This window comes from Spirosoma luteolum, assembly GCF_054778875.1.
This window is the reverse complement of the sequence record NZ_BAAGZE010000019.1, coordinates 60,937-74,757: the sequence shown is the minus strand read 5'-3', so window position 1 is coordinate 74,757 and position 13,821 is coordinate 60,937. Positions and strand designations below refer to the sequence as shown.

The 13,821-nt window shown below is 60.1% G+C and carries 11 protein-coding genes and 1 tRNA gene; 3 read left to right on the top strand and 9 right to left on the bottom strand.

The window, feature by feature from the left end; all coding sequences use genetic code 11:
- Positions 1 to 214: 214 nt before the first annotated feature.
- On the bottom strand, positions 215 to 1,609 hold the full coding sequence (locus tag ACYVAC_RS17265; protein WP_461099010.1) for a putative oxidoreductase C-terminal domain-containing protein: 1,395 nt from the start codon (positions 1,607 to 1,609) through the stop codon (positions 215 to 217).
- Positions 1,610 to 1,633: 24 nt separating this feature from the next.
- Positions 1,634 to 3,049, bottom strand: a complete 1,416-nt coding sequence (locus ACYVAC_RS17260) for a Gfo/Idh/MocA family protein (RefSeq protein ID WP_461099009.1) — start codon at positions 3,047 to 3,049, stop codon at positions 1,634 to 1,636.
- A gap of 163 nt (positions 3,050 to 3,212) precedes the next feature.
- On the opposite strand from ACYVAC_RS17260, the gene ACYVAC_RS17255 reads away from it, so the two are divergent.
- Positions 3,213 to 3,285 (top strand) — tRNA-Thr (locus tag ACYVAC_RS17255).
- 46 nt (positions 3,286 to 3,331) lie between these two features.
- Here ACYVAC_RS17255 and ACYVAC_RS17250 read toward each other — a convergent pair.
- A complete protein-coding gene (locus tag ACYVAC_RS17250) occupies positions 3,332 to 4,714 on the bottom strand; it encodes a Gfo/Idh/MocA family protein (protein WP_461099008.1) in 1,383 nt (460 codons plus the stop codon).
- 131 nt (positions 4,715 to 4,845) lie between these two features.
- Entirely contained in the window at positions 4,846 to 5,556 is a 711-nt protein-coding gene (locus ACYVAC_RS17245; RefSeq protein WP_461099007.1) for a GNAT family N-acetyltransferase, read from the bottom strand.
- Between the two features lie 376 nt (positions 5,557 to 5,932).
- Here ACYVAC_RS17245 and ACYVAC_RS17240 point away from each other — a divergent pair, with 376 nt between their 5' ends.
- Entirely contained in the window at positions 5,933 to 7,249 is a 1,317-nt protein-coding gene (locus ACYVAC_RS17240; protein WP_461099006.1) for an MFS transporter, read from the top strand.
- A 42-nt stretch (positions 7,250 to 7,291) separates the two neighbouring features.
- The gene (locus tag ACYVAC_RS17235; RefSeq protein ID WP_461099005.1) at positions 7,292 to 8,089 is read left to right on the top strand and encodes an ion transporter; all 798 of its coding nucleotides are present in this window, start codon (positions 7,292 to 7,294) and stop codon (positions 8,087 to 8,089) included.
- 5 nt (positions 8,090 to 8,094) lie between these two features.
- Here ACYVAC_RS17235 and ACYVAC_RS17230 read toward each other — a convergent pair whose 3' ends face one another.
- From ACYVAC_RS17230 to ACYVAC_RS17210, 5 genes are all read right to left on the bottom strand, one after another.
- Complete coding sequence (locus ACYVAC_RS17230; RefSeq protein WP_461099004.1) at positions 8,095 to 9,204, bottom strand: ABC transporter ATP-binding protein; 1,110 nt, start codon at positions 9,202 to 9,204, stop codon at positions 8,095 to 8,097.
- Positions 9,205 to 9,292: 88 nt separating this feature from the next.
- Positions 9,293 to 10,600: a hypothetical protein gene (locus tag ACYVAC_RS17225; RefSeq protein ID WP_461099003.1), complete on the bottom strand. Its 1,308-nt coding sequence runs from the start codon at positions 10,598 to 10,600 to the stop codon at positions 9,293 to 9,295.
- A 9-nt stretch (positions 10,601 to 10,609) separates the two neighbouring features.
- Positions 10,610 to 11,419, bottom strand: coding sequence for a carbohydrate ABC transporter permease (locus ACYVAC_RS17220; protein ID WP_461099002.1), 810 nt, complete (start codon positions 11,417 to 11,419; stop codon positions 10,610 to 10,612).
- A gap of 130 nt (positions 11,420 to 11,549) precedes the next feature.
- On the bottom strand, positions 11,550 to 12,401 hold the full coding sequence (locus ACYVAC_RS17215; protein ID WP_461099001.1) for a carbohydrate ABC transporter permease: 852 nt from the start codon (positions 12,399 to 12,401) through the stop codon (positions 11,550 to 11,552).
- A 52-nt stretch (positions 12,402 to 12,453) separates the two neighbouring features.
- A complete protein-coding gene (locus tag ACYVAC_RS17210; RefSeq protein WP_461099000.1) occupies positions 12,454 to 13,773 on the bottom strand; it encodes an extracellular solute-binding protein in 1,320 nt (439 codons plus the stop codon).
- Positions 13,774 to 13,821 lie beyond the last annotated feature (48 nt).

The window sequence follows — 13,821 nt, the reverse complement described above, 5'->3', positions numbered from 1 at the left end:
AAAGAGCGAAAGAGTGAATGAGTGAAAGAGCGGGGAGAGAACTGAAGGGTGAAAGAGAATTAACTATTGAACGAGCGGGGACAGGGCCGCTGAGCAGGCAACGAACCAAGAGCGGTACCGGAACGTAGGCAACAGCGATAGTACCGGAAAAGGAAAAATGTATTAAAGAGACATCGTGCAGATCGGGGACTATCGAGAACGGCCGGTCGCTCTTTCACTCTTTGGCTCTTTCGCTCTTTGCCACCAGTAACGCCTGCGTGGTCGTGTAGTATTTGGCCAGCATGTTGGGCACCTCCCAGGCGGGCATGCTGCCGTCGCGCAGGTAGGCCAGGTAGTGCTGCATGACGCGGCCAAAATGGGCTTCGTGGCCTTCGTTATAAGTCTCGGGTACCGTAACGCGCCAGCCCGTTTCGGCCCGCACCACCCCCACGCCCGGAAACTGCTGCTGAATGGCGGGCAAAGCCGCCTGCACCGCTACGTCGAAGCCCGTGTTGCCGGCCGCCGGTACCAGGTAGAGCATAGGCTTATAGCGTTCGGCCACGCCCTGTCGGATCTCGAGCCGCGCTTTAGTACCCCACATCACCGAATGATGCGTGTCGCCGGCACCTTCCGGGGCTTTATAGGCCCAGGTTACCGATACCCGGGCATGAACGCCCCGCAGCTGGTAATCGATCTGGCCATTGCTGTACACCTGCAGCACACTATCCTGCCGGATGGCCGGCCGCAGATAAGCCGGGAAGGCCGGCAGTTTCGTAATGGCCCTGAACTGACTCAGGGTCATATCGGTGGTCCAGCGCCGGGCCCCCGTCAGCCGGATATCGTTCCGGTAGTCGATCACCTGATTCGGAAAGCAGGCCCACTGCACCAGATCGACCAGGTGTGTTGTCACATCGACAATACCTTCGCCCTGCTGCCGCACATCCATAAACCAGGCGGGCCGGGTCAGGATACTGCCCGACACGTTTTTGTAGAAATAGTGAACGCTTTCTTTGGTCACGGCCGGTTGGTCGGGTGTACCTTTCTCGAGTGTACCAAACACGCCCGACTGCTGCGAGAATGCCCGCTGCAGCATGGTCGTAATCTCGAAGCGCTCGGTCATGATGTCGTAGAGCAGCACGTTGTTTTTGCGGGCCATAGCAAAGGCCGCTTTCAGGTCATCGAACTTGTCGGCGCTGATCACCATGGGTTTATCGGCCAGCACGTTGAACCCCGCGCCAACGGCTTTGCTGATGTAGTCGGTTTTGCGCTGGTTGTTACCCGCCATCACCACTACGTTGCCCGCCTTCTGCCGAATCATCTGCTCCAGAAAATCAGCGCCCCGGTACACCTCCTCCTGCCAGTGCGTCGGATTGTCGGCGCGGGTGTTGTAGCCTTTGATCCGGTCGAGGTGCAGCTGCAGATCCGACGGTCCTGCGGTTGCGGCAGCCGGCGCGTAGACATGCACCGTGGGGTCGACCCCTTCGTAGCTTGTTTTCTGCACCAGGGCTGCGTGGAAGTGACCCGGATCGAGGGTAATCAGTTTAATCACCGGCGTGGCTCCGGGACGGGGCAGCATAGCCATCAGGCCGATCAGGCCCAGCACACTGCCAGTCAGCAAAACTCGTTTCATACAGTGGGTTTGATCGATCAGCAATTACTTTCGGGCGCTGGCCAGCGCCCGAATGGCATAGGCTTTTCGCTGGGGCCGCGACAGCAGCGCATTGGCTTCGGGGTCATTTTTAAACCGCTCCTGCTGGGGGTCCCAGTAGAGCCGGCGGTTTAGTTTCATAGCGGCATGGTGGAGCAGGCAGGCCGAGCACGATCGGTGGCCGGTTTCGGCGGGGGCAATCGGCTCTTTGCGGCTTACAATACTCTCGAGCCAGTTGCCATGATGCTCCTTACTGACGGTCAGGTGCGTTTCGTTGGGGCCGATCACCGACTCCAGCAGGCGCGGGTCGCTGGCATCGAGCTTTTTGGCCGCCTGCTGTTTAGCCACGGGGTCGCTGGCCGTCACCGATGCATCGCCCCGCGACACGAAAACCCAGCCTTCAGTGCCTTCGAATCGGATGCCATTCGGGATTTCGTTGCTCACAATCATATGCACCCCGTTGGCATAGCGGGCTTCGGTCTTGAAAATGCCGTGCACATCCCACAGCCCCGCCTTCGGAAAATCGGCATGCCCCCAGATTTCGACGGGGCCGGTATGTTCGGTGTTCATGGCCCAGTGCGCGCAGTCGATGTGGTGGGAGCCCCAGCCGGTAATCATACCCGCGCCAAACTGCTCACAGCGCAGCCAGCCCGGCCGGTCGTAGCCCTGTTGCGGATGCACGCGCTTTTCGGTGTAATACACCTCGGGCGTTGTGCCGAGCCACATGTCGTAGTTCAGATTTTTGGGAACGGGCATCTCGGCCTCCTCCTCACCCGAGGGGTCGCCCGGCAGGCCAACGTACACGGTTTTAAGCTGGCCGATGCGGCCGTTGCGCACCAGTTCGGCCGCGTAGCGAAACTGCTCCGACGAACGCTGCTGACTGCCTACCTGCACAATGCGCCCCGACTGTTTTACGGCGTCGGCCATCAGGCGGCCCTCGGCAATAGTCAGCGAGGCTGGCTTCTGCATATATACGTCTTTACCGGCCCGCACCGCATCGATCACAATGGGCGCGTGCCAGTGGTCGGGCGTGCTCACCAGCACCGCATCGATATCCTTGTTGTTCAGCAATTCGCGGTAGTCGGTGTATACCCGAACACCATCGTACGCCTTACCCGTTTTTTTGGCGTACACCTCGTTGACCAGCTGCTTTGCCTCGTCGGCGCGTTTGCTGTCGACATCGCAGACGGCCATAATGCGGGCGTTGTCGTACTGCCAGACGCCGGGCATATCATGGCCGCGCGAAATCCGCCCGGTGCCGATGGCGCCGATATTGATGCGGTTGCTGGGCGCATGCCGGCCAAAGACCGAAGCCGGTACAATGGTTGGAAAGCCGCACACCAGCGCCGACGAGGCCAGCGTGGTTTTGGTAGCCAGATCGAGAAAGTCCCGGCGGCTGATGGAGGTCGGATGGGTTGCCATACGGACAAAAGCGCACTGTCGGTTAATTATAACTACATCCGTCATAAACAGGCACCTACGGTCCGACACGCCCCTTTTGTTACCGTACAGACAGAAAAAATACCGGCTTTTATTGCGTGTATCGTACCGGCCTCATTATATTTGCACCCGCTAACAGCAAGAAGCCTCCTTAGCTCAGCTGGTAGAGCGACGCATTCGTAATGCGTAGGTCGCAGGTTCGAATCCCGTAGGAGGCTCTGAAATCCCCGAAACCATCCGGTTTCGGGGATTTTTCGTATTGGGCTATACCCGCTGCCAGTCGGGGTGAGTGAAGGGGGCGCGGTAGGGGCGCTGTAGCAGACGGGTGGCTTCGGGGTCGTTGACCACCAGGCGCTTCGCCGGATCGTAGACCAGCGGCCGACCCAGCTGCATCGACAGGTTGGCCATGATGCAGCTCGCCGTCGAGATGTGGCCCTCGGCGATATCGGCCACAGGTCGGCTGCCTTTCTCGATGGCGGCCAGAAAATCGAGCATGTGCCGGCGCGTGGCCGGGGCGGCATTCAGCTCGATCCGGTCTTCCGTCAAATCTTCGGGGTACTGCTCTTTTTCAAACACCACATCGCGGTGAATCCGCTCGCCTTTGGTGGGGCCGTCTTTGCCAACCGGAATAAAATCGTAACGCATGGTGCTGGCCCAGAGCGTGCCCTTATCGCCGTAGAGCGTAAAGGCCCAGGGGTAATCGGGGTTGTTGGGCGTGCCCCAGCTCCGGTGCTGCCAGACGCAGTTCAGCCCCGGGTATTCGAACAGGGCCGACTGGGTGTCGGCGATGTTGGATTTGCCACTTTTGTCGACGTAGATACCCCCTGTCGAGCTGATGCGGGTGGGCCAGCCCAGTTTGAGCAGCCACCGCACGGCATCGAACATGTGCACGCACATATCACCCACGATGCCGTTGCCGTACTCCATAAACGTGCGCCACCAGCGTGTGTGGGGCAGCCCGTCGTAGGGCCGCAGCGGGGCCGGACCCGTCCACATCTCGTAATCGAGGAAAGCCGGTATGGGCTCGACGGGCGGGTTGCCGTTGGCGCGCATGGGGTAGTAGCAGCACATCTCCACGTGCGAGATCTTGCCCAGCAGCCCCGCATCGATCACGTTTTTCTGCGCGTCGATGAGGTGGGGCGTACTCCGGCGCTGGGTGCCCACCTGCACGACTTTATTGTATTTTCGGGCTGCGGCCACCATGGCCTCCCCTTCCAGCACATCCACACTGATGGGTTTCTGCACGTAGACGTGCGCGCCTGCCTTCACGGCATCGATCATGGTCAGCGCGTGCCAGTGATCGGGTGTACCGATCAGGACGATATCGAGTTTGTTTTCGGCCAGCAGCCGGCGGTAGTCACCGTATAGTTTGGGCACCTGCCGCGACGCCTGCCGCTGGCTGACCAGTTTGGCCGCTTCGTCGAGCTGGTGTTTATCGACATCGCAGAGCGCCACCACCTCAACGGGGGCTACCTGCATAAGCCGGAATAAATCGCTTTTGCCGTACCAGCCGGTGCCGATCAGCGCCACCCGATAGGGTTTGGCGGCTGCCGTGGCAGCAAGTCCATGGGCATCGAGGGTATGCAGGGCCAGGGCAGCCGATGCGCCCAGCAGAAACTGGCGCCGATCGAGGGGAAAGTCAGTCATAACGAAAGGGGGTTCAGACCTGCCTACCAAAGCGCAAAAAGCAGCCGACTTACCATTGACTACCTACAAAAAGGCCCCGCAGCCGGTAGCGCTGCGGGGCCTTTTTTAGTGACGTATAGACGCGACCGGACTTACCCGATCGTTTCGAGCTCCCGCTCCGACCGGCGCGAACGTGGTCGATCGTAGTGCAGACGCATCAGGATGCCCTTTTTGATCCGCATCCAGCGCTCATACAATTTCGATTCTTTCAGGAAATTCCAGTTTTCCTCTTTCTCGGGTTTCTTGTGCTCTTCAGGATCGTAGAGCATACCCGTGCAGAGACAGTGCTTGCGGTTGGTACGGGTCAGGATATCGAAGTTCGCGCAGGTCTGGCAGCCTTTCCAGAACGACTCGTCGGGGGGCAGTTCGCTCAGCGTAACGGGCTGATACCCCAGGTCGGAGTTGATCTTCATCACGGCCAGGCTGGTGGTGATACCAATGATCTTGGCTGTAGGAAACATTGTCCGCGACAGTTCGAAGGCCTTGGCCTTGATGCGCGTGGCAATGCCGCTTTTGCGATGGTCGGGGCGCACGATCAGGCCGGAGTTGGCCACGAACTTGCCGTGGTCCCAGGTCTCGATGTAGCAGAAGCCGACCCAGTCGCCCGCCATGGTGGTGGCAACAATCGCTTTCCCCTCCAGCATTTTTTCCATCAGGTAGATCGGTGATCGCTTGGCGATACCCGTTCCGCGCGCTTTGGCGCTTTCCTCCATCTCCTTACAGATGGTTTCGGCCAGCCGCAGATGGTCTTCGCTGGCTACCTGAACAATGTACTGATCGTTAACTACTTCTGGCTTAATCATCGTCGTTGGTTGGGCGGCCTCAGGACCGCTGCGGAGACGTTGGGATCCGCGGTTCTACACTTAGTTGGACAGTAAAAACGAAAGGGGGGGCGAAACTAATCTACCACGTAGGCAGATAATGCTATATGGTCCTCACGGACCTAAACCGGAAGGGCGTAGTATGGAAGAAAGTCGGTATGATTACGAGCTTACCCATCGGTTGATTCTGGCGCAGAAAACGCGGACAATGTTAGGTACTTTATCCGGGTCCTGCAATACATAAAACGCATTTTTTAAGCGATAGTTCGGCCGCCCGTAAACATATCGCCAAACCGGCCGGTATATAGATCACCCTGCCGATCCGGGCCAACGCTGCGCCCACCTGCAACCGCTCTCCATGCCTCTGGCCCTGCCCCACTCCGCCCGCTCCTGCGCCCTCACCCAAAGCCGTTTCGCCCGGTACGCTGTTTTCGCGTACCTGTATATCATGCAGGGTATTCCGGCTGGCTTTTACCTGACGGCACTGACCAATTTTTTCACGGCCCACGGGGTGCGTTCCACAACGGTCGGCGCTTTTATTGCCCTCATCGGCCTGCCCTGGGCGTTTCAGTTTGTATGGGGGCCGCTCATCGACCGGTTTCAGCACTCGGTGCTGGGTCGGCGTAAGCCCTGGGTAGTAGGGTCGCAGGTGATGGCGCTGCTGGCGTCGGCGCTCCTGCTGCTGGTTGCCGATCCGGTGGCGCAGATCGGTATGCTGGGCTGGCTTTTCTGCGGCCGGAGTGTGTTTGCTGCGCTGCAGGATGCCGCCGTCGATGCAATGGCCATCACCGTTACGCCCGACGCCGAACGGGGGCGCGTGAACGCCTTTATGCGGGCGGGCTACCTGACCGGCGTCGGCATCGGGGCCGCGGCATTTGCCATGCTCCTGCGCGACTATGGCTTCCGGCCGGCCGTACTGGTACAGCTGGGCCTGCTGCTGACGGGGGTAGTACTGATGCTGGTGGTACGGGAGCGCCCCGGCGACCCGCTCTGGCCGGCCCAACGCACAGTACCAGCCCGACCCGCCGGCCCCGCGTCGACATCGTCGGCAGCGCCCGACTTCCGGCACCTGTTTACCGAGCTGATGCGGGGACTGCTTAGCCGACGGAGCCTGCTGATAGCGGCTGCCATCATACTGGCCTATCTGAGTAATGCCCTGTTTCTGCGGGCCTACAACCATCACCTGCTCTACGTGCTGCACTGGAACGACACCGACCTGTCGGTACTGACCGGCACCTATGGCATGGTGGCAGCCGCTACCGTGTCGCTTACGGGCGGGTATGTGGCCGACAAACTGGGGGCGCGCCGGCTGCTGCTGCTGGTGCTGGCGGTGGTGGCCGCTTACCTGATCGGCTTTAACCTGCTGGCCGACCGGTGGCCTACGCTGTCGGTTGGGCAAACGGGGCTGATGATTCTCTACCTGATCGACCCGGCCCTCAGCGCGGCTGCCCTGCCGGTTCTGATGAGCCTTTGCCGCAAGGGCATCGAAGGCTCGCAGTTTACGACCTATATGGCATTCGTGAACCTGTCGGATATTGCCGGTACGCTGGCCGCTGGCTACGCACTCGACTATGTGTCGGCACCGGCTATCGGCCTGGCGGGCGGGGGGCTTTTTGGGGTGGCCCTTCTGGTGGCTGGCCTGACCCGCCACCGCGCGCTAACCTATCGGTCGTAAAATAGCGCAGACGTGTGTAGCTTAGCGGTCTCCCCCACCGCCATGAAACCGCTCCGCAAACTGCTCTATCGTATTCTCGAAACCTCGGCCGGCCGTCGGCGGGGGGTTAGTCTGCTGTTCAACGTTGTGCTGATCCTGATTATCACGCTCAACGCCATCGCCATTGTGCTGCACACGGTGCCGGAATACAATAAGCGCTACGCCCGGCTGTTCTACGACTTCGAGTTGTTTTCGGTGTCGTTCTTCACCGTCGAGTATTTGCTGCGGCTGTGGGTCTGCGTCGAAAATGAGCGCTACGCCCACCCGGTCTGGGGGCGGCTGCGGTATCTGTTCTCGGCCACAGCCATCATCGACTTCCTGGCCATATTTCCGTTTTATTTCTCGCTGTTTGCCACCGATCTGGCCATTGTCCGGATTTTGCGGCTGTTCCGGATTTTCCGGCTGTTTCGTATTACGCGCTACGACCGGGCCGCCCGTATGATGCAGCAGGTAGTCAGCGAGCGCAAGGAAGAACTTATCCTGAGCATGGCGTTCGTTGTGTTCATGCTCATCATTGTGTCGAGCGTGATGTACTACGTGGAGCACCCGGCCCAGCCCGACAAATTTGCCTCGATTCCTGCCACAATGTGGTGGGGCGTCAGCGCCATGACGACGGTGGGTTACGGCGACATTCACCCCATCACGCCCCTGGGCAAGCTGCTGGGTGGCGTAGCGGCCATTCTGGGTATCGGGCTGTTTGCCCTGCCCACCGGCGTACTGGTATCGGGTTTTACCGAGCAGGTACGCTACCACAAAACCGGCTCGGGCCGGCGCTGCCCGCACTGCGGCCGGGAGCTGTAGGCCGGTCAGCGAATCGTCTTGTCGGTTGCATCATCGAAAAAATGAGCCTGGCTCAGATCGAGGGCGACTACCACGTGCTGCCCTGCCGCCACCAGCGGTGCCTCGGCCGGCAGCAGCCGCGCCACCAGTCGGGTGGTGCCGGTTAGCAGATAAACCAGTACTTCGTTGCCCATGTGCTCGACCGCTTCGCTGACCGCCCGAAGTATCATCGGCGCCGATGCGTCGGGGCGGGGGGCAAAGGCTTCGGCCCGGATACCCATCGTAATCGACTGCCCTTCATAGGCCAGCAGGGCCGCCCGGTGCGGACTGCTGTCGACACACCCCGTTACAGCGCCGTCGGTGCTGTCAAACCAGAGCTGCTCCCCGCGCCGGGAAAGCCGACCGGGCAAAAAATTCATGGGTGGCGTGCCAATGAAGCCGGCCACAAACCGGTTGGCGGGCTGGTTATAGAGCGTCAGGGGGGTATCGAACTGCATCACGTCGCCCCCACGCAGCACCACAATCCGGTCGCCCAGGGTCATGGCCTCCACCTGATCGTGGGTTACGTAGAGTATGGTGGCCTGCAGCGCACGGTGCAGTTTCTGGAGTTCGATACGGGTCTGGCCGCGCAGTTTGGCGTCGAGGTTACTCAGGGGTTCGTCGAACAGAAAGGCGCGGGGCTCCCGCACAATGGCCCGTCCGATGGCGACCCGCTGCCGCTGCCCCCCCGACATATCTTTGGGTTTGCGGTCGAGCAGGGCTTCGATGTCGAGAATACGGGCGGCCGCCAGCACCCGATCGCGAATCTCGGTTTTGGGCAGTTTGCGCAGCTTGAGGCCAAACGCCATGTTATCGAACACGGTCATGTGCGGGTACAGAGCGTAGTTCTGAAAGACCATGGCGATGTCGCGGTCGTTGGGCGCCAAGTCGTTGATGCGCTCCCCGTCGAGCAGCAGGTCGCCGGCGGTAATTTCCTCGAGCCCGGCAATCATCCGGAGCAGCGTCGATTTACCACAGCCGCTCGGCCCTACCAGCACCACAAATTCTTTATCGCGGATATCGATCGTCACATCCCGAATCACCCGGGGGCCACCGGCATAGGCCTTGGCAATATGGTTCAGTTGTATAGTAGCCATGTGTTGGATAATGAGCGAAAGAGTGAATGAGTGAATGAGCGGTTATTCCGGGCCGTTTCGCTCTTTCGCTCATTCACGCTTTCGCCATTTAGTTTAGTGTCACCTCCGGGTATTTCTCCAGGCGCTGGAAGGCCCAGAGGCTTTCGATGGTCGATTCGGCGCCGGCGTTGCGGTTTACCTGGTTACCTGCCCCGATGCCATCGTAGCCGCGGCCGGTGGTTCGGTCGTACATAACGGCACCGGCCGGATTAGCCCCCAGAAACCAGCGTGCCAGTTGCCCGGCCAGGTCGGCGTAACGGGCGTCGCGGGTCTGGTCGTAAGCTTCGAGCGCAGCCCACACCATCGGCCGAATCCCGTAGGCAATCTGGGCGTATTGGCTGGTACGGGCGGCCGTCAGCGCCGAACCGGTTCGCGCTATAGCCAGCGACTCGAGACCGCCCTGACTGAGCAGCCACGGGTAAAACAAGTCGATTTCGCGCCGGGCGGCCGCCTGCCACTCAGGTTTGCCCAGTTGTTTGCCTACTCGCAGCAACGCATACGACTGATCGCTGGCGTAGGCGTGCCAAGTGTTTTCGAAGCTTAGAATCGCTCCGTACGGAAACTCGTTCGGGCCGCCGTACTGCATCGCCACGATACCGGCCCCGAGCTGCTCGATCAACCGCAGCACCGCATCGCTGGGCGACTGCTGCTGCACGTTAGCCAGACTCAACAGCATAATGGCCGCCTGATCGGTGCCCGACCCGAAGGGAAGCCATTTGGGCACGGCAACGCCGTTGATCAGGGTGTAGTCGTTGGGGCGGCTGCCGAAATCACGGATGGCGTTGGCCGTGATGCGCCGAATGGCGGTCTGCATGCGTGCAGCCAGACCCGGGTTGGCCCGCTGCATGTACGGATACACCTCGGTCAGGTGCCAGAATGCCCGCCACGACCAGAAGTTGGGTTCGGCCACGCTGGTCGTAAAGGTCTTGTTGATGGTTTTGTCGGGCCAGAGAAAATTGTAGAAATAGCCGGCGCCGGGTACCCCCTCGGGTGCCTGTAGCTGCAGCACAAACTCGGTCAGGTTGCGCAGTTTTATCTGCTTGTCGAGGTTGGTGCCCAGATCGGGTTCGGCCGCTAGCAGCAGGGCCGCCCGCGCCACATCATCGACACAGGTAAAACCCTCGTCGGGGTCGGCCACGAGCCGGTAATCGGGGGCATTGCTGTAGATGGCGATCGTGCCCACCTCCGCACCGTTGGCGAGGGTGACGGTCTGGTAGAGCCGGTCGAAATAATCGAAGTTGACGTACCGACCGCCAGCGTCGGGCTGGGGCGCGGGTTGGTCTTTCCGGCACGAAAACGACAGCAGCAGCAGTTGCAGCCCCAGCAGCAGGTACACCCGCGGTTTGTCTGTACCCATAGTTCGTAATCAGTCTTTCAGCCCCGACGAGGCCATACTGCGGATAAAATGTTTCTGAAAAAACAGGTAGAGCAGCACAATGGGCACGGCCAGCATCACGGCCGCGGCAATCTTGACACCCAGCTGCCCTTCGGCCCGCCCGCCCACCGAAAACAGCGTTACGAGTTGCGGCATGGTCATGGTCGCTTCGTCGCGGATTACGATCAGCGGCCACAGGGCTTCGTTCCACAGGCCCATAAACGTCAGAATTGTAATGGTCAGCATGGTAGGCAGCACGTTGGGCACCAGAATCTGGAAAATAATGCGCAACTCGCCCGCCCCGTCCATCCGGGCCGCGTCGATCAGGGCCTGGGGTAAACCCTGGAACGCCTGCCGGAACAGCAGTATCGACAGGGAGTTGAGCGCAAAAGGTACGATGAGCGCCAGATACGTATCGACCCAGCCCAGCCGCACCATGGTGATGTAGTTTGGGATCAGGGTGATCTGAAACGGCAGCGTCATCGTGAAAATGATGGCGTAGAAAATCCAGTTACGACCCACAAACGACAGCCGGGCCAGCGCATAGCCCACCATCGCCCCCGACACCAGCACGAGCCCTGTGGTCAGGGTAGCCACCAGCACGCTGTTCAGAAAGGCCCGGCCCAGCGGAATCTTGGTCAGCACAGTGGTGTAGTTGGCCAGCGTAACCGCCTGCGGCCACAGTACCAGCTGCCCCAGCCCACTCTCCGTCGACAGCGACGCGCTCACCATCCAGATGAATGGATAGATAAACGACAGTGCCGCCATCGTGAGGAGGAGGTATCGGACGAAGCGGAGCATAGAGAGAGGTGTGTAGTTTGGTGTTGGTCGTTTACTGTTGCGTGTATCCCAACGGATGTATTGCTGAGTTAGCCTGTTTAGGGTATCCGTTTAACGACAAAACGTCGAACGACAAACCTCAAACTTATCATTACTCCTCCTGCTCCACGAAGCGCTTCTGAATGATAACCACGAAGAGGATGATAAGCGCGAAGCAGAAGCCCAGCGTGGCCGAGTAGCCCATATGGTAGTACTGAAACGCCTGTTTGTAGATGTACATAACCGCCGAGAGGGTGCTGTTGAGCGGCCCGCCTTCGGTCATGATGTAAGGTTCAATAAAAAGTGAAAAGCCACTGATCGTCGACAGCACGACCACCGTGAAGAGCGTCGGGTTGATGATGGGGAGCGTAATATAACGGAACTTCTGCCAGCTGGTGGCCCCTTCCATGTCGGCGGCTTCGTAATACTGCGTCGGCACCGATTGCAGCCCCACCAGAAACAGAATCACGTAGAGCCCCACGTTTTTCCAGGTAGCCATAAGCGCAATGGCATACATAGCCAGATCGGGATCGTCGAGCCAGGGCACGCGGGGCAGGCTGATGGCTGTCAGCAGGCGGTTGAGCAGACCCGCGTTGTAGCCCAGCAGCTGCTGCCACAGAATGGTAACGACCACACCCGACACGATAACCGGAAGGAAGAAAGCCGCCCGAAAAAAAGCCGCTCCCCGCACTGTTCGGTTCAGGAGCTCGGCCAGCCCCAGCGCCACCCCGATCTGGAGCGGAATATGCACCAGCAGAAACCGCAGCGTGTTGCCAATGGCCGTCCAGAACAGCCGGTCGTGCAGCAGGTGCCGGTAGTTGGCCAGGCCCACATACTGCATCGGCGCAATGATGTTCCAGCTATGGAATGTCAGCACCACCGAAAACACCACCGGAAACGCCACAAACACCAGCACGTGCAGCAGGTAAGGCGAAACCAGCAGGTAAGGAATCAGCTTCTTCATACGTCGAGCGCGCGAGAGAGTAAAAAAGAGACTTTATAACACAAGCACCCTTTCATTCTTTCGCTCTTTCACTTTCCAGTAACACATCCACCGCCCGGGCGGCATCGGCAATGGCGGCTTCGGGCGTTTTCCGGCCAAAGATCACGCAGGCTTCATACTCCTGCGAAATAATGTCGAATACCTCCACAATCACCTCGCAGTTATCGACCCCCCGGATGTAGCGGCTCTGCTGCGCAAACGGACGCAGGCGTGGATGGCTGGCCAGAAAGGGCGCGAAGTACGGATCGGTATCGAGTTGCTGCCGGCGCGGAAACTGCCCCGTCAGCTCCAGCAACCGCAGATCGCCGGGCTTGTCGATCAGCGTCCGGATAAATGCCCAGGCACCGGCCGGGTCGCGGCAGGTGTTGAAGATAACGATGTTTTTCGGGTCGCCGTAGCTGTAGATCGGGCCCGTGTGGCTGGCGGGTACCGGCATGGGGTAGAAATCGTAGGTCAGGCCCGGATCGGCAAACTTGTCGAGGTAGCTGACCTGCCAGGGGCCCGTAAACTGCGATGCGATGCGCTGGTCGATAAACGGGTCGCGGGTGGCCGAAAGCCGTTCCCGGGCAAAGTAGTTCTGGCGGTAGAGCGTTTGCAGGAACCGGAATACACCCACCGCGTGGCGGTTGTTGAAAGCAGCCCGCGACGGTTGCCCCCGGCGCACGTCTACCAGCGGAGCGCCGTGCGAAGCGGCCAGGTAGAGCGGGTAAAAGTTGAACAGTCGCTGGTACCAGATGGCCTTCACCTCGGTATAGCCCAGCCAGTGGTCGACGTAGCCGTTGGCATCGCGGTGCTGCTGCTGCGCCCCCGCCTGCAGGTAGCGGTCGTAAGTATAGGGCGGCCCCGTGGGCGAGCCCGGCACCAGCGCCCGCGTGTTGCACAGCGTCATGAACGGATTCACTTTCCAGGGTACCTGGTAGATATGACCATCGGCCGAGGTAATTTCCCGAATCATGGCGCTGTCGCAGCGGGCTGCGATGAACGCCCGGAAATCGGCAATGGTGTCGAGCGGAACCAGCACGCCTGCTTTGGCATACATGGCCACGCTGCCCTGCCACATGTTGGCGTAGATGTCGGGGGTGGTTTTGCCCACCACCGATGCCAGAATGATTTCTTCGCTCGACTGCCCTTCCGGAATGGGCTGGTAGCGCAGTGGCTTATCGGGCCGGTCTCGCTGCCAGCGTGCCACAAACTCCTTCGCAAACTGAATCTCGCCCGCGTTGTTGGAGCACCAGAACGTTAGCGGCCGCGACGCGCCCTCGTCGCGCCGGTGGCAGGCACCGATCAGTAAGGCAACCAGCAGCAGACGGAAGATTGGATTGGCAGAACGCATGGTGCTAAACAAACCGAAACCCGCTCCATACATACTTGCCCGGGCGAA